The sequence below is a fragment of the Photorhabdus sp. RM96S genome (assembly GCF_042879335.1).
Taxonomy (GTDB): Bacteria; Pseudomonadota; Gammaproteobacteria; order Enterobacterales; family Enterobacteriaceae; genus Photorhabdus; species Photorhabdus kayaii.
Window position 1 is genome coordinate 1 of the sequence record NZ_JBHFKT010000003.1, and the last position, 25,381, is coordinate 25,381.

Genomic DNA, 25,381 nt, shown 5'->3' on the forward strand with positions numbered 1-25,381 from the left:
AGTTTATTTTTTCCCCTGAAAAAGCAAGAAAAAGTCATACACAATAAGGTCATTTATTGGTGAGTGCAAAATTGATCTTATTTTTTGTATTGAGAGTTTTTAGAGGTTCCCTGTAATACCACCGCTCGGCCAACATTTAACAGCTATGCCACTCGAATCAACGGAAATACCGCCGGTAGGGTTAGTTTTCACTGATAATCCATGATTATTATCCAGTTCTAGCCCTGAATTTGGATTGTCCGTCTGATCCGGTGCTTTGCCTACTGCCCGGCGACCGATATCAGCAATATCAATCAGGTCTGAATAATCGGTTTGTAGGGGAATACTGCCTTCTTTAAAACGATTTTTTAGTTCATCTGCTGAAGGTCCTATTGATTTAGGATTGGTATTTTCTGTATTGGATTGCGAAGTAGACAGATTATGTTTTTTTTCCATTTTAATGACCTTGTATATAATATTGAATTATTCTGTTTTAAATATCCTGTCAATATTGCCGTATAATGAAATGGCAATCAGGGAGAATATTTTATTTAACTCTGAAATCGATATTATTCAACTAATCTATTTTTGCTATTATGTTTACTCAAATGTAGTATTAATTTAAATTTTTGGTACATATAGTAACTGATTATCTTCTATTACCTTTTCGTTCCATTCAGTTCCAGAGTCGCCAATAACCTCTTTGCGCTGCTGTTCGGTGGCAATGCGCATATTACCTGTACCCGTTGCCGTTGAAGGTAGACGTCCTAACGTTAAGGTTTCTAAAATATTATAGGCTTCATCACCCAAGGGAGCGCCATTGTTCTGCCAACGCGTATTTTTCATTGGAAAAATACCAACGATAGCGCCATGCATCTTCTGGTTTCGGGAAATCATATTGTTGGCCGGATATTTTTTTAAGTAATATTCGGCCTTGAATACTATCGAACTTCACTACCTGTGCTTTAAGTTCATAACCGGCGGGAGAATCACTGTTAGCTAATATTGTTGTCGGCGGCCTATCGGGGGTAATGACATATTTCAGGGTGATTTCATCATGTTCTTCGATCATAGCAGGGAAGGGACTTTGGGTGCTGGAGGTGATCCAGCGTTCATCTTCTGTTCCCGTTTGATATGTCTCACTGGCATAAACCAGTTGATAATCCATATCTTCCATCCATACCGGGCTATTACACCAGCGTAAATTACCTTGTTCAAACGTGGTTTTCACACGGTCTAAATTACGCTCTAGATCAGTGCTATTACGGGTGTCAAGCGAGAAGGCGTCTCCTGTAATATCGGTGATCATTTGGCCCCGTAATGTGAATTTTCTGTCGCCCTCAATAATAATTAGATTAATCACTTGACCATGCAATAATTGGCCTGCCGTTCCTTTCTGGGTAATGACTAATTGATGATTTTTAGCATTGGTTTCACTGTTTATTGCCAGATTATCGGGCTTTTGCTCACTATCGAATTTTTTGTCAGGTTTTACCGGTAATAGCTGACGATGTTCAATCAGATAGAAAGGCAAATTAGCCAAGTTGGGGTTGTCTTTAAAACACTCTCCACCTAAGCCAATACGGGCGGCAATTCGTTTTTGCAGCGCTGACACTTTATCAATACGAATATTATTACGCTGGTAGGTCAATTCAGGTTGTTGAGCCAAATAACCGCGCTGAGTAGAGAGAAAATCCAATGAATCCAGAGTGAGTGGTCTGGCCGCGCGATGGGTACCAAAATATTCCAATAAGTCATTCAGGATTGATAATTCTTTTGCATAATTTTGTGGATGGATACCGTTACCATTATTAATAATAATTTGGGAGTCATCATTTAGTTGTTTGATTATATCAGGCATGATTTCCTGATGGACTTTCTGACCGACAGTATTGGCTTTAAAAGGCCATTGTATACCGTATATTGCATTTCCCCGTTGTTTAAAGGCTAGTAATTTCGGTAAAAGGTCGAGTTCGGCGCAGCCGTTAGCCAGCATCTGTTCAAACGGCAACATAAATTGGTGCAAGTGTACTTGCTGTTGAGTCTCGGCGTAGGTCTGTAATCCATAGCAGGCGGGTAATTTATTGCTGACTGGATAGTAATCCAAAACTTTACGATGTTTGCCCCAGTTTAATAATTCGGCTTGTGTCTCAATCAATGGCTCAGCAATAATTTTGCTCGCTATATCTTGTTTAGAAACAGCGACTTTTACTCCACCTTTGGCGGTAATAATGAGTGGGCTTGCTGGTGAGGAAATTAAGCTTAAGGGATCGTTACCCCATAGCCTGGGATAATATCCTTGAGTGATTGTCCAGGACCAATTATCGTCCACCAGCGGAGAAATGTTTTCATCGTGTTGGCCTAATGCTAATCGGGTAATACTTTGTATCCCCGGGATAGCCAATAAACGATTAGCCAAATGGCTGAGCTTTAATTCTGTCGGCTTGGTGTAATCTTTGGCTGCGGGTAATTCAGGTATCCAGCCGTGATGTAAATAAGGTCCCGCGAATATTTCTTCATTGCTGTAGCCTGATTCTTTCATGGCTTGAGTGGTATAACGTAATGGTGTTGCCAGTACCGTCTGTGCGGTTGTCATATAGACTTTGGCGAAGATGTCATCAATATCTCTCACATCATCATCCAGCTCAATATTAAGCTGCAATAAGAAATCCGTGGGTTGTAGCCAGATAATTTTACTGACGGATTCCCCCAGATTACGGTTGTTTTTTAAGAAAGCCGTCAGACTTTGCTGCACTAATGTCTTATTGATCTCAGTTTCCCGACTAGGAAGTAGATAAAGCCAGTAATTGCCTCTCAGCGTTAATTGTTGGCTATCTGGCGTTTTAATAAAACTATATTCACGTTTCTGTTTGTTATACCAGTATTCATAGCGTTCGCTTTCAGGCTCACGAACTAGCTGTACATCGTTAAAGAAAAAATAATCTGCATTGTTGTCGTTATTGTTATCGCTACTGTGCAAATCCAGTAAGGCGCGGCGATAATCTTCTGCCCACGGCATATATTTTCGGCTGAGTTCCTGCTGTAACTGATGACGGCCATAGTCAGGATTAACCCCTGTGACAAACACCAGTTGATAGCTGATCAGCACGTCAACATAGGTGGGGTTGTCGATTTTGAGGGTGGTCCAGGGACTGCTGAGTTGACTTATCCAGTGGACCATTTCTGCCAGTCGGGCCGGGTTCAGGATCGGGCGCAGTGCATCATCGTTGTCTTTGTAACGACTGTCAGGGATCACAATCAGTTGTTGCGTTTCCGGGGCCGGGATTTTGGTTAATTCATTGGCGGAAGGGTATTTGACATCAAATATACTCGTAAAATTCTCTTTCAGTAGCGTGACAATGTTATTCCAACTTAAAGCACGGTTACGATGGGACAACCGAGGTGGAATTCGTGTGAGAAACGCGGGTTCTGTTTCTTTCGGACGCCCATTCCAGGAAGCCCAAGGTTGCGTCACACGGCTAATGGCGGCGGATGTGCTGACTGTCTGCTTGATACTGTCGGCAACCAAGCCATTGATAAAGTGATCATTTTCAATGCCTGCCGGGTTGATTAATGTGGCGGTGGTGGCGTTGTACAGTATGCCTTGCATTCTTGGGTAATCTTGAGGGGCGGTCTGCTGAGTTATCTCTGTTTTCAGCCAGTATCGTCCTGCCGGCATCAAGGCTGCTTGATTTGATGCATCCTGTGGCAATAATGTACTCCATATCCCCCGGTCAAACAGATTATGAGTTTGATCATGAACCAGTTGATTTAATGGTTGCCAGATGTTTTGTTGATTCAGATAAGACCAAGATAGCGTCAGTTCTTGAGTACCGACCAATTGCCAGTATAGGGATAAGGTTTGTCCCGGTAACACGTTGGTGAAGCCCAAATAGAGTGTGTCATTGGCGAATGAAGGGAGTTCTGCGTTTGGGTTTCCCCAACCAAAAGGCGTCAGGGGATAAACGGTGTATTGCTCAGTTTTTACTTTAGCGCTGAATATGATTTGCAACGCACTGATTTGTGGGGTGTAGGGTAAATTTTTACCGGTCGGATCTTTCCAGTATTGGGTGTGCATAAAATCTTGTTCAGTCAATTCTATGCGCACTGACGCAGGCCAGTCATTGGGGGATGGGCTATCAGTAACGGAATAGTCCATTGCCGGTAAGGTAAAACTCAGGCTTTGCCTTTGAGGTGCATCGGTTCCGCCAAATAATGATGGGGTGCCAGTGAGCTTCTTTCTTTCCTGAGACGTGACTAAATAGCCTTGGACTTTAAACGCGCTATTATCAGGTTCAGGGGTGTACCCTTTATACCACGCTTTAAAATTCATTGTGGGTAAACCAACCCATTGTGGCGTCAGGGTAAGCGTCGCGTTTTCAGAACCGTACCATTCAGGGGCGATCAGATTAAAGCCGGAACCCAACGAGGGAAATTGTCCGAAGGGGAAACTGGTTTTATCTGTTTGTTCAGTTCCGCCATCGGAAGCATAGCGCACACTGCGGTTACCGTTAATCTTGATTTCAACGCCGGTAATTTTGGGCAGTGTGGGTTGCTGAGTTGTGCCTAATTTTAATACCGGCACGTCGAATGTCATACCATCAAGGTTATCTGGCGGGCTGATAGGATCAGCCGTGGATGATAATCCCAGTTCAATATTCTTTTTGTCGATAAGTTTTACCGACAACGATAACCAGTGATCTTCTGCACTGATTTTAGCGGTGAGATGTTCAGCTTGACCTGCCCAATCGTTTTCCAGCGTCAATGTGATGTGACGTTCTCCAGCGGACATAGCAAATAAAGATGAAGTAATCAGATAACCGGATAGCACCGCCACATCATTGGCTGTTGGGCTAAAAAGTTGAATGCCGTTTTCGGGTAATGCCATGTTATCCGAAAGGCTAAAGGGGATTGCCGATTGCCAGCCATCCTTATCTTTTCGGTACCAACGCAGGTCGGTCAGTGCTCCTTGATTCGCCAATAAATCCGCGTCTGACGCATACTGTAACGAATTACCGGCGCTATCTTGCCCGGCATCAAACAGCGTGCCTTGTGCTACCAGAAATTCTGCGTTATCCGTATTCAGGCTAACGCTGATGGCAACGCTATCCGCTTGGGCGTTTTTGGGGTTTAGTCCCAGTAATTCTCGATAATAAAGATCACGGTGTCGCGCTGGGAAAGTGTTTAATAAGCGTTTGGTTGTTTCTAATAGTTTTAAAAAAGCCAATATAAACGCCTGATGTGGCGGTAAAAGGCCATTGGCTTGATTAACTTGTTGGTAAATACAAGCTAATTGCTGAGGATTATTTGCCTGAATAAAGTAAAAACTGTCCCAGAACTGTTTTTTATCTTGATCGAAAGGAATGATGGCGGCGTATTTTTTAAGCCAGTTTAAAATATCCAGCGTACTTCTTTCATCAAGTTTAAAAGCAGTATTTGGCACGATAGCGGAGAGTTTATTATCTAACTCGGCTTGTCCCATATTTATACCACCTGTTATTTAAAAATAAGGTTGAAAAGGTTATTTATCCGACACTGACGATATATTGGCTGGCATCCAATTGAGCAATGGTGACCATTCCCATACCGGGTATTGGGTGGCTCGGAGTAATATATTGCGCTTGAAATTGGACCTTTTTTTCGTCACCCACAATGGCGATCTTTTTGCCTTGGATCTGGGCGTGCCCACTGCCTCTAATGGTTGCCGGTCCCAGAAGGGTGACTTGCCGGTTGCCGAATAACGGTTCAAATAGCAGATTGTCGCCATCCACCACACATTGTTTACTCATAGGTTCACCCACACCTGGCCTTCGCTAACCTCAAGGATGCCATCAATTTGTTGGTTGATTTCGCTGCCTCTCAGGGCGTAAGTCACCTGAACATGCAGGGTATTGGGTAAGTCTGTTCTTTGATTTACCTGAATCATCGTGATTTGCGCGCGCGGTTCATAGCGCAGTACCCGTTCTTCAATTCGAGTTTGGATTTCTGCTATCAGTGCATCATTAATATTGGCAAACAGATAATCATTCAGGCCACAACCGTAATCTTCACGCATAATGCGTTCACCGGGTTCAGTGAGAAAAAGAATTTTCATGCTTTGGCGAACATTCTCTGCACCTGATGCCATTTGGACTCCGGTAGGTATTTCTGGATGCGTATTATCTTTAATAAAAAACTGTGGCGGAAAAGCCCAACCCCGGCCATAAATATCGGCTAATATGTTGTTTGTCATTTCGCTGTCCTATTATTGTGTTAAGTTAATTTTCGCACCTTTAATATCGACGCCGGACTTTCCAGTGGCTGACAGGGATTTTTCAGCCTGTAGGTTAATTTCCTGAGCTTTGGTGATAATATTCTTCGCTGAATTTATCGTAATATCTTTATCCTGTTGCAGTGATAACGCATGTTTTCCGCTATTAAGGGCGGCGATTTTATCTTGATGATTGAACACTAATGCTTGTTGATTATCCCCTTGTTTAATGATCAGGGTTTTTATTGGATTTTTTTCACTGGGTTCTATTGGTGTTTTATTTTTCGGGTTGTGCATAGCGCCTAATATCACCGGGAAGCGGGGATCGCATTCAAAGAAACCGATAATCACCTCATCCCCCGGTTCCGGGTAGAAACAGAACCCGCTTTCATGACTGGCATAAGGTTTACCCAGTCGGGCAAAAAGTACGCTGTTGGTTAAGTTTAACGCCGGTATCCTGACCGGAATTCTGTCCAGTGACTGCTTGTCTTGTTGGTATTTTTCCACAATCCCCACATGTAGTTCTTTAACCTGCGGAACAGGCGGTTCTGTTTCCGGCAACAGGCCCAGAGTTAACCGGGTGCGCCAGCCTTGCCGCTGATTGATGGTCTGACTGACGCCGGTGATAACGCTTTTACCATCCATTGCCTGACCAAAGCCGCTTAACGTCAGAACATCCCCCGGTTGATAGCGGCTATTCCCTGCAACTTCAACATTGCCGGAGACGTTATGACTGCGTAGGTTATTCATCATGCCTTGAGCAAGGTATTTGGCTTGTTCATTATCTTGCGGATAGCTAAAAACCCATTGCCATGTCTGATCAGTTAAGGTTGCCAGACTGTCTGGCGCGAGTTGACCACTGCCAAGCCGACTGTTTTTTGCCTGAGTGGCTTGAGACAGTTTTTGTTGTGCGATATCCCAGGATTGTACGCTCACCGTTTTGGGGCTGTGCCGGTTATCCCATTGCAGATCTGCCTCAAACAGCACAGTGTCTTGATCGCTGGCACGTTGTTTAATGGTGTGCATGGTTGATTGATTAAGTGATTCTGGCGTCGTCAGCGTGACCGTCTCGTTACCGGGTAATAACCAGATATTGGTAGCGGCCAGCCGGTTTTTTAAGAATTTCCAGTCATGGCAGCGAAACTGGACCATCTGCTCATGTTCAGTTTTAAGCTGAGGTGCCTGTTTTATCGTGACCGGTATACCCGCCTGACTGAATAGTTTTCTGATAATGGCTTCGTCACTTTGTTGGCTGAATAGCTGTGAATGGAAATTGTCAGTGAGTTTTTGCAGTGGATGTTTCGCTATTAGGGTAACCAGACTGTCCTGACCTTTGAACTTAAGCGCTTGCCGAACAATGATCCCCTTAAACAACACGGTTTTTTGCAGTTGCACGATCAGTTCTTGATTGGGCCGACAGCTTGTGAGTTCAGCTTGCGCTTTGGTGGCAAAAATCGCGTTGGCGTCACCGGCTACGCTAAGCGTGATATTGGCTGTGGGGATACCGTTGATTTGGTGGTTTACGGTCAGACTAATGACAGAAAATTGGCTGAGTGTTTTTCCCGCTATTTTAACCTCTATCACCGGTATCTTCATGCGTCCCCCTGTGCCTGTAGCGTTTGCCCGGGGGTGAAATCATCAAGATTATCCAGATTGTTTTGCCAGGCGAGGGTGAGGTAATCAATGCCGCCTGCCAGAGAAGCCCCGGCGCCTAAGGCGATTAACGGCAGAGAGAGCATATCGGTCACGCTGACTGCGGTGATCGGCGGTGATTTTAACTGCTGTTCAGTGGCTTGAATAACAAAGCTTTCATCCGCGATCAGCGATAAAGTCGCGCTGGCTCGCAGCGGAGTGGCGTCCCGATCAAACAGGGTGTAATTGATGGTGAGATCACTGGCCCGGCAAGCGAAATAACCTTTGTTTTCCCAACGCATTTTGCCCCATTTGATTTTGAGGAAGTGGGGCACGTTGGTGCTGGCATCCACCGTACACAGGGCTTTCAGGGTTGCGAGTTGGGTTTCTACCGGGATAGTGTTGCCCGGCATAGTGGCGTCAAATAGCAGGACTAACGTCAAACCGGCGGGTTGTGATAGTACATAGCGGCTGCTTTGGCTGGTATTGTTAACGCTTGCATCCTGTTGGTAGCGGGTTTGATAATCGAGCTGAATCCCATCAGGGTTATACATCGCCTGTAAGCTGCCTACGGAGATTTTCCCCTCCCGGTCTTTAAAGGCGGTCAGGGTGAGTTTGGACAGGCTGCGTTCAATTAAGCTCATGATAGCCTCCTGTTTCACGCAACGCCTCTAACACTTCCCGTTTGACTATCTCGATCAGGCGGGCGTTATCCAGCGTCTCTTGGGCTAATGACGGCGGCGTGATGGGATTACGCTCGGGATCAGTGACTTTGGCCTGAATAATCAGCTGCTTAATTTCGACGGTCATATTTTCACTCCTAACCAGCGCATATCTTGATAACGCAACTCAAGTGAATTCACCAAAACGGCGTTGCTATTGGCGTCAAAGTCGCCGGTGGACCAGCGCACCGGTAGCGCGTTGCTTAATGTCCAACTTGCCACGGGTAATGAATTTTCATTCAGTAACATAATCACGACATCGGCATAGACCGCTTTTTCGCCACGCAGGACACGATCAAACACCAATGTGAGGGGGGTCACTGTCATCACGCCACGCTCTAACATCAGACTGCCATGTTGGATTTTTTCGGCCAGCCAGGTATTTCTGGCGTTTTCCCCGCCCTGGCTGTGTTGGCTAGTTTGCAACTCACGGCTCAGGCCCGATATCCGTTGAAAGGCGATATCCAGCGGGCTGGGAATGTTGTTAAAAAGAAAACTGGCGATAAAACGGTGCGACACTGCCGGGGTGTAGAGGTTGTTCATATTTTGCCTCTGTTTAACTTTTGCCTCTGTTTAACTTAGCGGGTGATACCGATATAGGTATCGAATGTCAGGTTTAGCTCAATAAATTCTGCTGGAATTAAGACCGCAAGGCTGATTTTGATGATCATTTTTCCGGCCTGTATATCGGCTTCACTCATTGATTCACCCACACCCAATAACACCTTGAACGCTTGATCTTCTTGGGTTCCTCGTAGCCCGCCGTTTAACCATAACTGGCGCAGCCAGTTATAGGCTTGCCCTTTAAACTTCATCCAGGTGATGGCGTTATTGGGTTCAAAAACGAAAGCCCGGCCGAGTTGAGTCATATGGGTTTCGATATAAGAAACCAGACGACGGATCTGGATATAACGCCAGAGGGAACCGGGGGTGTTGTCCAAAGTTCGGCATCCCCAGATCCTGATGCCTTTGCCGGGAAAACTGCGGACCAGATTCAACGAGGCGCCATCCGGGTTAAAGAATGCATTCGCTTCAATATAAGCGCGTACCGGGCTAATCACTTTGGCTAACGCGATGTTGGCCGGAGCGGTCCATACGCCTTGTTGATTATCGTTGCGCTGGATGACGGCAGCCACTGCGGCGGTCGGTGAAAGTACGATAGGATTTTGCGCATTATCCTGATAGGCGCTTTTTAGTCGCGGCCAGTATACGGCACCCCATTGTTGATCTGCGGAAGAAAACTGTTTTAAACATTCAGCGGCTAATGTGGGGTTGTCCGGGGCATCCAATAACCCGATGATACCGCGTCGGCTCTTGCAAAGATTGAGTACCGATTGCCAAAATTGTAACCAGAGATCTCTTTGAGTATAGGAAATATCTGTCTGATTAAAGCGGATAACATCCGGGGTGATAATCAGGGTAATGTCGTTTTCTGCGGAAATCGTTTGTGTCAGCCACGCTTGTTGCAGAGCGGTGATCAATGACGGAAAATCGCTCAATTGTTTTTCGGTACCCAGTGACAGCACATAAGCTTGTTGACCGCCGTTTTCAAAGAAATGGCGCACGGAATAGTACATTAATCCTGACTCAGGAAATGACCGGGCAAAATCGGCCAGACTGTTAAGTTTGATAGCCGTTTTATTGACCATCGATAAGGTATAACCAATAAAAACCGGTATACCGATAAACGTGTCATCTTGCTTTGGGGATATCAGGTTTTCTGTGACGGTGACGCTCGGCTGTGTTATCTCCATTTATCGTCTCCTTAACGACTGAATAGACGCGGTGTTTAACCGCGTCTCAGTACGATTACTGGAAGTGGCAGTATCTTGGGGATTCGCAACCGGCAGGATATAACAAGGTCCACCGCCATTTTGAAAATAAAGTTTTACCGCATCACTACTTGTTGTGTAGGTACCGACAGCTACAGCGTAATTGTAACCGGAGCTTGTATCACCCGCGTTAAGAGCGATATTGGTTGTAGCAACAACTGTTGTATCGCCCACAACTTTCCCGGAAGGCGGAGTGGGAGGCGGTGGCGTTGGTTTGGTCGATGTGATGGCGATTGACGTAATACAACCGACATTAAACAGATTGGTAAAATCCAGCCAGCTACTAACACGTATCGCTTTTGGTGTTGCGCTGGTTTTTTTAGGCTGGAAGCGGCCAATAAAAACAGGTATTGCGGTGTTCCCGTGGCTGATAGAGAGCGATAGTGACGCATCTTCTTCAATATAAACGCCGGGATAGGTCGTTATTGTCGATCTATTAAGGTGCTTGAATGGTGACTCGATCCGCGACCAGCGCGATTTCTTGAATGGCAATATCATTGCTGGTGGCGTCAAAAGAAGGGGAGGTGAATGACGTTGGGAAGGCATTTGTCACATTCCAGGTCATTAGAATTTCGGTGCCGGCTTCGTTGGTCAGGCTAATGGCGATATCTTTTTTCTCAACTTGATTAAGTTGAATAGAATTAATCCAGTCAAAAAGCTTAGTGTCGCCGGAGAAGACTCCTTTACGCAGGGTAATATTGATCGATTGACGTTGGCCCGGCATTTTATAGTAATTACCGGTACCATCTTTATATTCGATGACGTCATGAGAAATATCGAGCCCGGAAACGTTGTTAAAAGGGATCTTCTCATCACCAATAGAGACAACAAACCGATAAGCAGGAATGGGATAGTCAACAGTAATTTGTTCTGGAGTTATAGCCATGATTTTTTCCTTGATTGTTTACATTTGAAATATAAGGAAAACGTCTATTATTTTGTTTTCCTTAGTACCTAACGATTGGGTATAGCTACCGCAACAACCTGATTTAGAGAGGTTATTTTTTATATAAAATAATTTAAAGCCTATTTCTCTTCATTACAAAAAGGCCAAGTAAAATAGCCTCAATGTGCTAGGTAGTTATTTGACGATTATTTAAATCACCTCTCGTGAAACGAAATAATTATAGATACGGAATTTCCAAGTGCGATTATCAATTAATAATAATAAAGATTGTTAATTGATATAGCAGGTTTTGATAATTTTATGCATCAGCATATCTTGATTGATTTCTATAAACAGGGAAATAAAAACGCCCGTAACTTTAATCTGGATTAATACTTCAAATCCATAGGGTATATCACTATTTCATTTTGGTACAATTGACGCTATGTAACGTCATGGCAGTTCCGGCAAAGCAAAGGCAACAGCCATGAGCTTATTGTTGGGAGCCGGTGGATTATCCAAAAGGTCCAGTACATATAAACTGTCTTTCTCTGTCAGTTCAAGCTGTTCGTTCTCATCGATAATCTTCCGCGCTGCCGAGACGACGTTGCGGATCACAAATTCGGTCAGATTGGTGTGTTGTATGGCTGCTGCACGCATCAACAGTGATTTTTCTTCAGAGGCAATACGCAACGATATACGGTCATTGGTTTCTACTGGGATTTGAGGCATGATTGAAGTTCTCCATTTTGTACGCATTAAAATAGTACATTAGATGTGGGTATATATCCTATGGATTTCAAGATGCATCGCGGCGGCAAGGGAGTGAATCCCCGGGAGCATAGATAACTATGTGACCGGGGTGAGCGAGTGCAGCCAACAAAGAGGCAACTTGAAAGATGACGGGTATATAACATCAGTACACTTTCAAAGTGTACATGATGAGTGTCAAATACAAATGTTTTTAGCACAACTGCGACGGCTATTGATCAGACTCCGCATATTCCAGGTGAATGTCACGTCTGGCAGACTATAACAACCGTTTTTTGAGTGAATTGATAACCTCAATACTATTACCGTCTTTACCAGGTGAAACGATAGCATCCTCCGATAATACTTTGACGTTCACCTTGCCGTTATCATTAGCCAGTAGTGCATAGCTATAGCCGACTCGAATAACCGGTCTTCCCGGCTTGATTTCATCGTAGTTAAAAACACTGACATTTTCTGCGGTATTATCAATCACAACCGCCTGTTTTCCCATATAGGTAATAACGCTCTGATCATACTCTGCAAAAATATTCACTAAATCGTTATTTTGTTGGTTAACCGCAATCGGTTTGCCATCCGATAAAAGGGCTTTGTGACTCTGACCGGTAGTAACAACGCCATCTTGGCCGGTTTTCCATTCATCATCACCCGGTTTTTGGCCCGTATGATAGGCAAAGAAATAATTATCCTTCACGGCATACACCATAGTACAACCGCTTAATGCCCCGGACGTGACAATGACCGGATACCCAGGCCGAATATCTCGCAAGGCAATTTTTATTCCCACAGTTCCCGATGCGCCATTGACCACATTAATGCCGGTAATATTGCGGCCTAATCTATTTTTTCCCCAATGCTTTCCTATTGTTCCTGACCCCGATTCTGAAGAGGTTACTTGGTCACCACGAAATCCCATAATAACATCATGAAAAGGATTCTCCTGACCAGAGTCACTATTTTCCCAAGGTCTCGCCTGAGTAAACTGCTGATGGCTGTCATAACGATGCGCTATCACCGGTATGTCGATTGGGACATTATCGCTACCCACTAATAATCCCTTGTTCTTTAGCGGGGAAATATGCCCTTTATTAAGTTTGCTGTCTTCGGTAGAGTGTTTGAACATTGATAAGTCCTCTATACCCGTCATCTTTCAAGTTGCCTCTTTGTTGGCTGCACTCGCTCACTCCGGTCACATAGTTACCTATGCTCCCGGGGATTCACTCCCTTGCCGTCGCGATGCATCTTGAAATCCATAGGGTATAATTAATTAAATTTGCTACGTTTAAGATTTATCTGAAAATAATTATTCAGATGATCTGATGCTATGAGTTTGAAATCCATAGGGTATATGTATTTAATCATAAATTTGAAGAGTAGGTATTTAATTGAGATCTATTTTCAGATTTGTCTTATTTTTACCACCAATAATACCCAGAGACTTTCATATCTTTGGAGGTAAAGGTGTTTGCTTCAATTGAGGGCTTATTGAATGGCAACCAACTAGATTTAGTTTTTATATTTATGATATTAGGGGCTGCGGTTATTTTCTGATAGTGAAGTTGCCATTGTTTTTCCTCTGGATTAAATTTTAAGAATGCAAAACCATAGGTATTTTCCATAACTTTGCCATCAGCTTCGTGATATCCATAATCGCGGAATTCCATTGCCGTAATCATACCCATCCCGTGATCAATATTTTGATTATTATATTCAACGTCTTCTTGACCACCTTGTACGTGCCGAACCCGGAGAGTATCTTTATTCATTTTATCGACCACAAATGAACATCCACTGAAATTTGGGGTAAATACATATTGTGGATGGCGACTGAGATTGGGTTGTACCGGGATATCAACATATCCTCCTTGTGGTGCCCAATAAGCTGAAATAGACATCTCTTTATCCGGCATTTCTTCTTGATAGGTATCGACAATTTTTAATGCGTTGAATGGCAGAGTTTCATCCGATGGTTTAATTTGTAGTGCCTTGAACACCAGATCTCCGCCTCCTTCTTTGTTATTTAAAATATCTTTTACTCCTTCTGACATTTTTATTTTTTGCGGATTAATTAAATCGGTAATAATCGGTTGTGAAGTCAGTGCGCTTTCACTTAATATATCAGACATTGCTATGGAATTGGCGCTATATTGTTTTTGTTTCGCGGGGGATGGAATAAAAGGTTGTGCGCCTTTTATATTTCGTTCATTCCCTGTTCTTAATTTTTTCTTTAACGGTAAATCTAATCCTAATCCCAATGTGCAACTATTCATATTATATTGGTTAGAATGTGTCGAATATTTTTTCGATCTGTTTCCTGAATGGTTAACTTTTTCACTATATTTGCTGTTTGGCATATTATTACCTGTTAGTTTTTGGTGAGGGATTTATTTTATTATCATATGATTGAATGGAAATAAAATTAAATACCAATTAATTTTTCAGAATTTTCTTTGGAGATAATAATACCGACGCCATTTATTTCAATAACAGTACTCTGGCTATTTTGCCATTTTGAAAGAATATCTTTTATTTGTGGTAAATAATTTGAATAGGTAATGCCTGAAACAGCAAGTGTTATATTTTTGTTTTCCTGACTTTCATTATTGACTGTAGCGAATTCAGTAATCAGATTAACTTTAGCCAAAGCAAGACGAGCATCTTCTGTACCACCTAAATCGGCACATAATTTATCTACCAGAGCTTGGTTGATTTGTGAATTATTTAGGTTGGGTTTTTGATCTACAGAAGCGGAAATGTGGTTAATTGGTGTAATATTGTCTTTAATATTTTGCAGTTTCATCGGTACGGTAATGGAATACATTAGAGATAGGCGAGGGCGATTACCGAGAGCTTGCCAGAAATTACCCAAGCTATTTAAATTCTCCTGTTGGGGAATAATTCGAGTATAGGCACCGGGAATGCCGGTTAATTGACGGTTGTTAATTAATGCATTTAGAACACGAGTCATCACTTGCGCCGCTTGATTATTGGGTTGGCTATCCGGGTTTGAACTGTCGCTTGATGGTTTACTGGCATCCCAGTAAGTAATTAAATAGTTACAATTGATATTGACCCAACCCGGTAATAATGTGCTGGTCATTGGGTTATAACGTCTTGGTTCGGCAGAACGTAATTGTAAATCTTCATTGATGTCATAAAGAAATACACTGACCGTCGGTTCCGATTGAATAGAATTAATTTCGGGTAGATCAAAGCGGATATCAATTTTATTGCCATTGATATTTAGATACTGGGATAAAACAGTATTTAATACATTATTTACTTCAATAATCGCATTGTCAGAAGCAATTAGGGTTGTCATGTTTATTCCAATTTTGTTAAATGTTTAAAAAACCAATCGGCCAGTTTTATTGAGTTCGAGTGTAACGGCTCGATTTATATGTTTATTTTCGATCTGTTCACAGTGGTCATTTTTCGCTAACATTGATGCTAATAGCGCAATATTTCTGATATTAGCCCCGGTTAAATCAGCTCGTTTAGCCAAATGGGTAAAATCAATGGTATCGGATAATTTAATTTTTTCCGGCCAAATGACTTGCCACATTTTTTTACGTAATGTTTCATCAGGATAAGCAAAACGGGTAATAAAGGTAAAACGGCGATTAAAGGCGCTGTCTAAATGGCTACGATTATTGGTGGCTAAAATCACTAATCCCGGATAATTTTCCAATCGCTGTAATAAGTAAGAAACTTCAATATTAGCATGTCGGTCTTGAGCATCTTTGGTTTCACTGCGTTTGCCAAATAGCGCATCCGCTTCATCGAAAAATAGCACGCCGGAATCTGCTTCGGCCAGATCGAAAATACGGGAGATATTTTTTTCCGTTTCACCGATATATTTATTCACCACGGTAGAGAGATCCACTTTAATCAAATCAACGCCAAGATGCCCGGCAATCACTTCGGCGGCCATGGTTTTGCCGGTACCTGATTCTCCATAAAATAGTGTGCTAATACCGGTGCCATAACCGATTTTTTCCTGAAATCCGGTAGCCAGAATTTGGTCGCGGTAATGAATGGCGGCAATAATCTCTTTTAATTGTTGCGCTAATGTGTCTGAAATGACTAAATCATTAAAGCTGCGTTTGGGGGTTATTCGTTGCGCTAATTTACCGAAATTCTGTTGAGCACGGAAACTTAATGCTTTACGCAGATCGATTTCTTCCAATTGGCCTTCCGGTTGTCGGAGTATTTGGTATTGATTCGCTTCTTTAAGGATTTGCGGTAATGTTTCTGCGGTAAATGAAAAACGTTGGCATAATTGAGTAATATTTATTTTCTGGGCGATATTATCCGATAAATTGGCTTCCAGCATGGTTTTTTTATCTGCCAGAGTCAGGGCTGGCATATTAATTTGCACTATTGGTAAGTGTTTAATCCACACTAATGAATCTTGTGGTTCTGCCAGACAAACCACGCGTAATTTGGGCTGATTCAATAAAGTGGAGAATTCGCTATGCAATATTTTCTTTTCATCTTTTAGCAAAGAAAAGTTGCGAATTAATAAACAGCCATTATGTAATCGTGCTTCCCGTACAGCATCTATCAGCAAGTTAGGGTTATTTTCTTCCGGCAGTTGAGCTAAGTCTAGAGTTAATGTACTGATATCATGAAATGCCATGATATTGCTTACCGCCAATTCTCTGGCGCTATCTTGTTTTCCTCTGAGTATGACTAGCGGGCGTAGTTCATCGGTTTTATTTAATAATATCTTTTCAAGTGAAGAGTAAAGGGATTGTGGATACCAACAGTGTGAGGCAGGAGAATGCCAATAAGCACAAGTTGTCAGGGGGGGTAAAATAACCCGTTGGCCTGATAAGAAATGCCAGACAGCACTGTGAGTTAGAAATTGAGTTTGTAACCAAATAGATTCTTCGTGGTTATTAAGCCGTAATAGTTGATGACTGATTAATGGTGTTTGCGGTAGAAAGCTATTTTGTCGTAATGGCCGATCACTTTGGCGTTGGTTAAATAATTCAATGGCTAAGTCAAAGCTAGGCCACTGTTTTCTACTGTTACCGTGCAGAGCCGCAAATAACGCATGATAACGGCTATCGAAATGGGGTAATAAACCTAATAATAAAACATCTCGTTCAAATTCAGTGAGTTCAAAACGTTCAACTAATTGTGATAATGCATTGGGGTTTTCGTCGATTTCAGGGAAATTAATAATATCATCCTGTTTGGTGACCCAATGAGGAATGCTTTGTGGTTTTGCCAGCCGCTGGTTTAATTCATCTTCGGTAAGGAGAAAATTCTCCGGTAAATAATCGTATTTTTCTCCATGTTGGTAATAGTAATATTGTAATCGTAGATCAATACGTTCCAGATGGGGATAAATCCAGCGTAATTCTGTTGCCATGTAATGGTTGTTTTTAAGTAGAGAATTCATATAAACCTGTTAAATATTTTGCCAGTCGATTAATAAAGAGTGATCCAGCCAGGGAAGTTTGGCGATATTTAATGGCCACGGCCATTCAGTCAGCAATGCATCAAATGGCTGTTGCTGGATGGTGATTTTAATTTCTTGCTCATTTGCTAATAATTCACCCGGTCGTTGTAAGAATAATTGGCGGACATCATTGCCGCTTAATTTTTTCCAGCCGGGAAGTTGAGCAATAATGGTATCCAGCCATTGCGAGGTGATTAATTGTTTTTCTGGTTCAAGCAAGATTGATTCACTGTTTTCATCAGCCGTTAATCCACATAGAACGTTATTGAGTCTATTACGTTCTATCGATGTTTCTTCGGTTTCCCAAATCAGATAATCAAGGAAATTAGCAGCATGGTATTGGGCTTGTCGATGGATAAATTTTTCCCCCTCAAGTAGACCAAGTTGATTAAACAACGCGGGTAGCATCGGCCAGAGAATTAATATTCCGGCATTACTGATTTGATATGGAACGGTTTTTTCTGGTAATAAAACCGATTCAGATTGTGGCTTGTTGATAGTTTGAAGTTGATTGCGGCTATTGCTTGTAATATGTGTATTATCTGATGTTGATAGTATTTTCTGATCTTCGGTCATGACCTTCTGATTTACCAGAGATTGATGTTGCTGAACGTCTGAAAAATTAACATTATTCGTGGCTGATTTTTTACCGGGTGTATTTTTATCTATGCGGCTTGGCATAAAGCACTCCAATAGATATTGGTATTCTTCAACCGACAGATGTTTTTGGCAAAGCCGTGAAACAGAAATGGTTTGCCAGAGTTGTTTTAGCCAACTATTTAATGGACTATTGTCGGTCATAGTCTGGCGAAATAATTTAATAATAGGAGCGGTATTAAGTGCGCCGTTATTAAGTTCAGTGGTAATACGTGAAATGATTTTCGCATTGGGTTTAGGTATTTCCTGAATATTATGCCGCTGTAGATATTCCAGTGCATTGAGTATTAGTTGTGCGGAGGAGGCAAGCTCCTCCTGATGTTGTGGTTTGTTTACTTTTTCGGATAATCTACGGTTAATGGCAATGAATAAAGCGGGTTGTTTGATAGCTAAAAGCCGTTGTATACCGTGTTCAGATAAGCAGCTTTTTGCCAATAGCAATATCCATTTGTTCTCTATCTGTGTTAATTGATGAATAAGTTTATTAATATTAATGTCTTTATTATGTGTTATTGCCCCCAGTGTATTTGGTTGGTAATCTTGTTGATATAAAAAATGAATGAAATTCTCCGCATCAATTAAATAATTATCGCAGAATGCGGAAGAATTATCGGTAAATTTATTAAATGTTGGTTTATTCAGTAGAGTTTCTTCCTGATGGTTGTTTATCTGATATTGGTTAAGTGCTTTATTCAGCTCAACCTTGAGGCGAGCAGGGAATAATGAATTAAAGTCATGGAAACTTATTTCACCAAGGTCCAGAGTTAATTTCTCTAAAGAGATATCCTGATAAATGTTATATTCATCAAAGTATGAATTAAGTAATTGATTTATATTGGCCTGATTAAGCACGGAGCCATGCAATACTTTTTTAGCTAGCTGTTGATTATTAGCTGAAATAGTAATGGTAATCCGGTTTAACAGATTTGGCTCCGAAGTCATATTAATATATCCTTGGTAATGAGTAAATAATAGGTAATTTAAATCTGTGTTCGTGGAATGAAATTAAAGTTTCATAATAAAGGCTAATAGATAATAAGGCGGAACTACATCAACGCTATGATAATGTGAAGGGGATGATGCTGTTGCTTGGTGATTATGTCCTTGTCCTCCCCCTGTGTCTGATGTGTATGCGTAATAAGGATTACTATCTTCAGTCATTATTCCAGAATTAATGTGATTATTTATTTCTTTTGTTTGGCTCCACCATTGTGAATAATTATATCTTATTCCATCACCATACCGATAAGCCATACCTCCAATATGTTTATGACTAGGTATTTGTGACTCTGTTAATGTTGTATTTTGCACATTAACAGTGACAGAAACTTGAGTTGATTTTGTATTTTGGGGATATTCTTTTTTATCACCTCTACCTCCGGCACAATAATAGCTTTTTCCTTTATCAGAAAAATCATTTCCACACATGACAAAACGATTTCTTAAGTCTGGGGTTCCATTATTACCATTACAGAAAGCCCATCCAGTAGGAGCGCTATCACCAGAAAACATCACAATCATTCCTCTGGGAAGTACTTTAGTGGGATCAATACTGACACCATTGGAATCAACGGTAATACCATTACCTGCTTTGACAGCCACATAATCGTAACCTACATCAATGCCATTACCATGGCAAATTGATATTCCATTGTCTCTGTCAACCAAACCATCACCCATCTTTACAGATAAAACATCATTTTTAGGTTCTAATATTAATGGAGAATAGGCTACGTTGATAGGTTTTCCCATTTTCAAACTGACACCCTTATCGTCTACCTTAATTCCCTCACCAGCTTTAACTTTTACACCTTCATTAACTATTTCAATACCGTGATAATTACCGACTTCAAGTTTGTCGTTGTTAATTCTCAATCCTCTGCCAGCATTGACTGCTAATCCGCTATTATCAGCTAACAGGCTTTTATTCTTGATTTTTACACTTAATCCATTTTCATCTGCCTTTAAACCGCCGTTGTCGTTAAGTTTTACTGCTAGTGCATCGTTATTATCCAGTTTCAGGGCTGAATTTGGGTTATCCGTTTGACCCGGAGCTTTACCAACAGCCCGGCGACCCATATCAGCAATATTAATCAGATCGGCATAATCGGTTTGTAATGGAATACTGCCTTCTTTAAAGCGTCTTTTTAAATCATCTGCTGATGGGCCATTTGATTTGATATTTTCCATATTGGATTTTGCATTAGATAGATTAGATTTTTTTTCCATTTTTATCATCCTATGTGATGTTAAATTATTATGATTTAAATATCTTGTAGATGTTTCTGTATAATTAAGCATAAAAAAATATTTAATCTTAAAATAAGCCTTTTGTGGTGCTATATTAATTCGTTTTTATATTGGATAAATTAGTTTCTATTTTTGCTACTGTCTTTATTAATAATTGCATTGAGTTTAGTTATGCCTACGGCTTAGGCACATATAATAATTGATTACTTTTTATGACTGCTGCATTCCATTGATCGCCAGATTCACCAATGACCTCGATACATTGCTGTTTAGTGGCAATTCGCATATTACCAATACCGGTTGCATCAGAAGGCAGGCGTCCCAAGGTTAAGGTCTCTAAAATATGGTATGCTTCGTCTCCTAAAGGGGCGTCATTGTTCTGCCAGCGTTTATAGGTGCTGGCAAAATCTTTAAAATGCTCCGGTGATAACCAGTGAATAATCATTGAAATATGTGCGGGGAATTCAGCTAATATTTCTGTTTTCACCCAAGATTCCAACTTATAAGGATCAACTTTGTCATTCTCAATTAACTGACGATTCACTACCACGCTAACCACAAATGAAAAGCGGTCAGCCAAGGCATATTTTTCATTGGAGAAGTACCAGCGATAACGCCATGCTTCGGCCTCTTTTGGAAAGTTTTTATTCGGTGAGTCTTGGTTGCGTTTAATTAATATCTTGCCTTGAATACGATCAAATTTAACCACCCGCGCTTTGAGTTCATATTCGGGTGGTTCCGTGAGAACTGTACGAGCTGATATTTTTAGGTCTGGCTCAGAGGGGGTAATCACATATTTCAGCGTGATTTCGTCACCTATTTCAATCATGGCCGGGAAGGGGCTTTGAGCACTGGAACTAATCCAACGTTGATCTTCGGTAGCATTTTTAAACTTTTCATCGGCATAAACCAATTGATAATCCATATCTTCCAGCCACACCGGGCTATTTTGCCAGCGCAGATTACCATCATTAAATTTCTGTTTTATTCTGTCCAGATTGCGTTCCAAATCGCTGCTGTTACGGGTACTAAGGGAAAAGGTATTTCCTGTTACTGCGGTGATCATTTGGCTCCGTAATATAAACTCTCTATCACCTTCAATAATAATCAGATTAATTACCTGACCTTGTAATAACCGACCTGCAATACCTTGCTGTGTGATGATGAGTTGATGATTATTAGAGCCTGAATTCTCTTCAATTATCTTTAGAGCATCAGGTTTTTGTTTATCGTCGAATTTCGTGTCGGGTTTTATCGGCAAAAGTTGACGATGTTCAATTAAATAAAAAGGCAGGCCATCCAGATTAGGTGTTTTACTGAAACATTCCCCGCCCAAACCCAATCGGGCAGCAATTCGTTTTTGCAGTGCCGACACTTTATCAATCCGAATATTATTACGTTGATAGGTCAGTTCCGGTTGTTGAGCCAGATAGCCGCGTTGGGTGTTTAGAAAATCGAGTGTGTTTAGTGTCAATGGTCTGGCTGCGCGATGAGTACCAAAATAGCCTAATAGGTAATTCAGAATTGTCAGTTCCTTGGCATAGTTTTTATCTTTATTATTGCCTTTATCATAATGGATTTGAGAATCATTATTGAGCTTTTCTATTAAATCAGTTTTTATGTTTTGATGGGCTTGTTGGCTGACAGTATCGGCTTTAAAAGGCCATTGAGCACCGTATACGTCATCTCCCCGTTGTTTAAAGGCTAATAGTTTTGGTAAAAGGGCGAGTTCGGCACAGCCGTTAGCTAGCATTTGCTCGAAAGGCAGCATAAATTGATGCAACTGTATTTGCTGTTGGTTGCTGGCATAGGTCTGCAATCCATAGCAAGCCGGTAATTTATTGCTTACCGGATAGTAATCCAGAACTTTACGATATTTACCCCAATGCAGTAATTCAGGTTGTGTATTAATCAGTGGTTCTTCAATTATTTTTTCTTCCACCTGTTGTTTGGAAACGCTAATTTTAACGCTGCCTTTGGCAATAATGGTAAGCGGGCTGTTTGCTGAGGTAATTAATGCCAGTGGATCGTTACCCCATAATCTGGGGTAATATCCCTGAGCGATTTTCCAAGACCAATTATCATCCGACAATGGCGTAATAGTTGTGTCGTGATGAGCTAATGCCAGCCGGGTGACACTCTGAATGCCTTTAATCGCTAATAATCGGTTAACCAAATGACTGAGATTTAATATGGTAGCGCTGGTGTAGTTTTTGGCTTGAGGTAAGGTCGGTATCCAACCGTGATGTAAATAAGGGCCGGAAAATATCTCTTCATGACAGTGACCCTGATCTTTCATGGCCTGAGTGGTATAACGTTCGGGCTTTGCCAGTACTATCTGTTCCGCCGTCATATAAATTTGGGCGAAGATATCAGCAAAATCGATGACGTTATCTTCAAGTTCAATATCAATCTGCAAGGGGAGATCGGCAGGTTGCAGCCAGATAATGTTACTGACGGATTCTCCTAAATTTCGGTTGTCTTTTAGGAAAGTTTTCAGCCTCTCCTCAGCCAGTGTTTTATTCGTTTCAGTTTCCCGACCAGGCAGTAAATAGAGCCAGTAATTTCCTCTTAGTGTTAATTGGCTATCTGATCCGGAGTTTTTAAAACTATATTCACGTTTCTGTTTGTTATACCAATATTGATAACGTTGATTTTCAGGTTCACGAATTAATTGGACATCATTAAAGAAAAAATAACCTTCGCTTGTTTCATTAACCGTGTCGCTGCTATGTAAATCCAATAAAGCCCGGCGATAATCTTCCGCAGTGATCGGGCCACAGGTCAGCGTTTGTTGTGGGCCGAACTCCTGAGGAAAAATACCGTCGCCGGGTGTTTGGTCCTCTGGTCTTGGCGTTAGAAGGTCTCTCAGTGGTAATGTGTGGCGATAGGCCAGATCGGAGGCGCCATAACAACAGGCTTCTAATAAGGTGATACCGGGATCATTTTCACTGGTATTGCTCCAGCATTGGCCGGATTGCTGCTCAATCACTGTTTTGGCCTGAGCGAGTAAGGCATCGAAGGTAATATCGTCTTTGACGATGGGAAACAGGGCATCCTGATGATTCATTGGTTAACTCCTTGGTTTGAGGGACGCTGCTCTGACCAGACTAAAATTAGCACTTCATTATCGGCGGCTTCGATACTTTTACCCACGGCACCTGTGGTTCGGTTAGCGATGGTTAGGCTTAAATCGGTGACACGTTCCACCAGAGGCGATTGTTGGATGGTGGCTAACAACTGGTAGTAGTCAATGTGATTACCGACTGTCACGCCGATAGCCCTATTTTCGCCCCACGGCATATATTTGCGGCTTAACTCCTGTTGTAGCTGATGATGGCCGTAGTCGGGGTTAACGTCAGTGGTAAAAGTCACTTGGTAGTTCACATTAACGTCAACGTAAGTGGGATTGCTGATCTCAAGGGTTGCCCAAGGGCTGCTGAGTTGTTTGATCCATTCGACCATCTCTGTCAGCCGAGCGGGGTTTAACGTTGGACGCAGCGCATCATTGTTATCTTTGTAACGGCTGTTAGGGATCACAATCAGTTGTTGCTTTTCCGGTGCCGGGATTTTGGTTAATTCACCGGCAGACGGGTATTTGACATCAAACAGGCTGACAAATTGCTCTTTTAATAAGGTGACAATGTTGCCCCAACTCAGCGCCCGGTTACGGTGAGATAAACGGGCCGGGAGCCGCGTCAGGAAGGCTTGCTCGGTTTCTTGCGGCTGACCATTCCAAGAGGCCCAAGGTTGAGTTACGCCACTGATTGCAGGGGATGTATTGACCGGCTGTTTAATGTTGTCGGCAGCTAATCCGTTGATAAAGTGATCCTGTTCAACGGTTTCTGCGTTGATCAACGTCGCCGTGGTAGCGTTATACAGTAGACCTTTAATGCGTGGGTAATCTTGGGGGGCAGTCGGATGAGTTATCTCAGCTTTCAGCCAGTAGCGGCCCGTTGGCATCAGAGCCGCCTGATCTGCCGCATCCTGTGGCAATAAGGTGCGCCAGATACCCCGGTCAAACAGGTTATGGGTTTGATCGTGAACCAGTTGATTGATTGGCTGCCAGATATTTTTCCGATTTAGATAAGACCAAGATAAATTAAGTGCTTTAACACCTTCTGACTGCCAGTATAAAGATAAAGTTTGTCCCGGTAATACATTGGTAAAGCCTAAGTAGAATGTGTCATGGGTTAATGACGATATATTTGCTTCGTCCCAATTCCGGTGGCCAGATTGAACTTCAAGATCATTGGATGTTTCGCTAAAAAGTTGAATACCGTTTTTGGGGAATTCAATGTTGTCTGAGTCGCTTAATAGTATTGCTGATTTCCAGACATTACCAACTTTCCGATACCAACGCAGATCGGTTAACTTTCCCTGATTCGCCAGTAAATCCGTATCTGACGCATAGTGTAACGAGTTACCGGCGCTGTCTTGCCCCGCATCAAACAGTGTGCCTTGGGCTACCAGAAATTCTGGGTTGTCAGTATTCAGAGTAATTTCGATAGCAACTTTATCCGCTTGCGCTTTTTTGGGTTTCAGCCCTAATAATTCCCGATAATAAAGATTGCGATGCCGGGCCGGAAAGGTATTTAATAATCGATTAGTTGTTTCTAATAACGTTAAAAAAGCCAAAACAAAAGCTTGATGGGCGGGTAATCGACCATCGGCTTTATTCACATTTTGGTAAATATCCGCTAGTTGTTGAGGATTATTTTCTTGAATAAAGTAGAAACTGTCCCAGAACTGTTTTTTCTCTTGATCGAAAGGAATTTCTTTAGCGTAAGCTTTAAGCCAATTTAAAATATCTAGCGTACTTCTTTCATCAAGTTTAAATGCAGTATCCGGCACAATAGCAGAGAGTTTATTTTCTAACTCGGCTTGTCCCATATTTTTACCACCTGTTATTTAAAATAAAGTTGAAGA

At 42.0% G+C, this 25,381-nt stretch carries 19 protein-coding genes and 3 pseudogenes; 1 reads left to right on the top strand and 21 read right to left on the bottom strand.

Annotated elements, in window-relative coordinates; genetic code table 11:
- Positions 1–99: 99 nt before the first annotated feature.
- The 13 genes and pseudogenes from ACGF49_RS02205 to ACGF49_RS02265 form a co-directional block, all read right to left on the bottom strand.
- Positions 100–435 carry a hypothetical protein gene (locus tag ACGF49_RS02205; RefSeq protein WP_387489394.1) on the bottom strand — a complete coding sequence of 112 codons (336 nt, stop codon included), beginning with the start codon at positions 433–435 and terminating at the stop codon, positions 100–102.
- Between the two features lie 165 nt (positions 436–600).
- On the bottom strand, positions 601–825 hold the full coding sequence (locus tag ACGF49_RS02210; protein WP_315901984.1) for a hypothetical protein: 225 nt from the start codon (positions 823–825) through the stop codon (positions 601–603).
- A 2,155-nt stretch (positions 826–2,980) separates the two neighbouring features.
- Positions 2,981–5,461: pseudogene (locus tag ACGF49_RS02215) on the bottom strand (hypothetical protein); the annotation flags it as partial.
- Positions 5,462–5,519: 58 nt separating this feature from the next.
- A pseudogene (locus ACGF49_RS02220) lies at positions 5,520–5,768 on the bottom strand (hypothetical protein); the annotation flags it as partial.
- Positions 5,765–6,211 (bottom strand): GPW/gp25 family protein, encoded by a 447-nt coding sequence (locus ACGF49_RS02225; protein WP_113043168.1) that lies wholly within the window; start codon positions 6,209–6,211, stop codon positions 5,765–5,767. The pseudogene ACGF49_RS02220 and the gene ACGF49_RS02225, both read right to left, overlap by 4 nt.
- A gap of 12 nt (positions 6,212–6,223) precedes the next feature.
- Positions 6,224–7,825: a phage baseplate assembly protein V gene (locus ACGF49_RS02230; protein WP_113043167.1), complete on the bottom strand. Its 1,602-nt coding sequence runs from the start codon at positions 7,823–7,825 to the stop codon at positions 6,224–6,226.
- A complete protein-coding gene (locus ACGF49_RS02235) occupies positions 7,822–8,505 on the bottom strand; it encodes a hypothetical protein (RefSeq protein WP_046975698.1) in 684 nt (227 codons plus the stop codon). The genes ACGF49_RS02230 and ACGF49_RS02235 overlap by 4 nt, the downstream gene beginning before the upstream one ends.
- A complete protein-coding gene (locus ACGF49_RS02240) occupies positions 8,492–8,671 on the bottom strand; it encodes a DUF5908 family protein (RefSeq protein ID WP_113043166.1) in 180 nt (59 codons plus the stop codon). The genes ACGF49_RS02235 and ACGF49_RS02240 overlap by 14 nt, the downstream gene beginning before the upstream one ends.
- Positions 8,668–9,126: a phage tail protein gene (locus ACGF49_RS02245; RefSeq protein WP_046975700.1), complete on the bottom strand. Its 459-nt coding sequence runs from the start codon at positions 9,124–9,126 to the stop codon at positions 8,668–8,670. The genes ACGF49_RS02240 and ACGF49_RS02245 overlap by 4 nt, the downstream gene beginning before the upstream one ends.
- A gap of 35 nt (positions 9,127–9,161) precedes the next feature.
- Positions 9,162–10,337 (bottom strand): phage tail sheath C-terminal domain-containing protein, encoded by a 1,176-nt coding sequence (locus ACGF49_RS02250; RefSeq protein ID WP_113043165.1) that lies wholly within the window; start codon positions 10,335–10,337, stop codon positions 9,162–9,164.
- 63 nt (positions 10,338–10,400) lie between these two features.
- A pseudogene (locus ACGF49_RS02255) lies at positions 10,401–10,877 on the bottom strand (phage tail sheath family protein); the annotation flags it as partial.
- Entirely contained in the window at positions 10,852–11,301 is a 450-nt protein-coding gene (locus ACGF49_RS02260) for a phage tail protein (protein WP_113043164.1), read from the bottom strand. The pseudogene ACGF49_RS02255 and the gene ACGF49_RS02260, both read right to left, overlap by 26 nt.
- A gap of 453 nt (positions 11,302–11,754) precedes the next feature.
- Positions 11,755–12,033 (bottom strand): DUF1778 domain-containing protein, encoded by a 279-nt coding sequence (locus ACGF49_RS02265; RefSeq protein WP_387489401.1) that lies wholly within the window; start codon positions 12,031–12,033, stop codon positions 11,755–11,757.
- A 121-nt stretch (positions 12,034–12,154) separates the two neighbouring features.
- Between ACGF49_RS02265 and ACGF49_RS02270 the strand changes: the two genes are divergently transcribed.
- A complete protein-coding gene (locus ACGF49_RS02270; RefSeq protein ID WP_387489404.1) occupies positions 12,155–12,337 on the top strand; it encodes a hypothetical protein in 183 nt (60 codons plus the stop codon).
- Here the strand turns inward: ACGF49_RS02270 and ACGF49_RS02275 are convergent.
- The 8 genes from ACGF49_RS02275 to ACGF49_RS02310 all read right to left on the bottom strand — a co-directional run bounded on the left by ACGF49_RS02275 (position 12,332) and on the right by ACGF49_RS02310 (position 25,345).
- Positions 12,332–13,195, bottom strand: a complete 864-nt coding sequence (locus ACGF49_RS02275) for a cytotoxic necrotizing factor Rho-activating domain-containing protein (protein WP_158536579.1) — start codon at positions 13,193–13,195, stop codon at positions 12,332–12,334. The two genes, ACGF49_RS02270 and ACGF49_RS02275, sit on opposite strands and share 6 nt — an antisense overlap.
- A 292-nt stretch (positions 13,196–13,487) precedes the next feature.
- Positions 13,488–14,426, bottom strand: a complete 939-nt coding sequence (locus ACGF49_RS02280; RefSeq protein ID WP_387489407.1) for a hypothetical protein — start codon at positions 14,424–14,426, stop codon at positions 13,488–13,490.
- 65 nt (positions 14,427–14,491) lie between these two features.
- Positions 14,492–15,394, bottom strand: a complete 903-nt coding sequence (locus tag ACGF49_RS02285) for a DUF4255 domain-containing protein (RefSeq protein WP_113043160.1) — start codon at positions 15,392–15,394, stop codon at positions 14,492–14,494.
- 24 nt (positions 15,395–15,418) lie between these two features.
- Positions 15,419–17,485, bottom strand: a complete 2,067-nt coding sequence (locus ACGF49_RS02290) for an ATP-binding protein (RefSeq protein ID WP_262977793.1) — start codon at positions 17,483–17,485, stop codon at positions 15,419–15,421.
- Positions 17,486–17,494: 9 nt separating this feature from the next.
- Positions 17,495–19,144 (bottom strand): contractile injection system tape measure protein, encoded by a 1,650-nt coding sequence (locus ACGF49_RS02295; protein ID WP_387489412.1) that lies wholly within the window; start codon positions 19,142–19,144, stop codon positions 17,495–17,497.
- Between the two features lie 63 nt (positions 19,145–19,207).
- The gene (locus tag ACGF49_RS02300) at positions 19,208–20,431 is read right to left on the bottom strand and encodes a tail fiber protein (RefSeq protein ID WP_113043157.1); all 1,224 of its coding nucleotides are present in this window, start codon (positions 20,429–20,431) and stop codon (positions 19,208–19,210) included.
- A gap of 196 nt (positions 20,432–20,627) precedes the next feature.
- Entirely contained in the window at positions 20,628–23,522 is a 2,895-nt protein-coding gene (locus tag ACGF49_RS02305) for a hypothetical protein (protein WP_262977791.1), read from the bottom strand.
- Positions 23,519–25,345 carry a hypothetical protein gene (locus ACGF49_RS02310; RefSeq protein ID WP_387489417.1) on the bottom strand — a complete coding sequence of 609 codons (1,827 nt, stop codon included), beginning with the start codon at positions 25,343–25,345 and terminating at the stop codon, positions 23,519–23,521. The genes ACGF49_RS02305 and ACGF49_RS02310 overlap by 4 nt, the downstream gene beginning before the upstream one ends.
- Between the last annotated feature and the right edge of the window lie 36 nt (positions 25,346–25,381).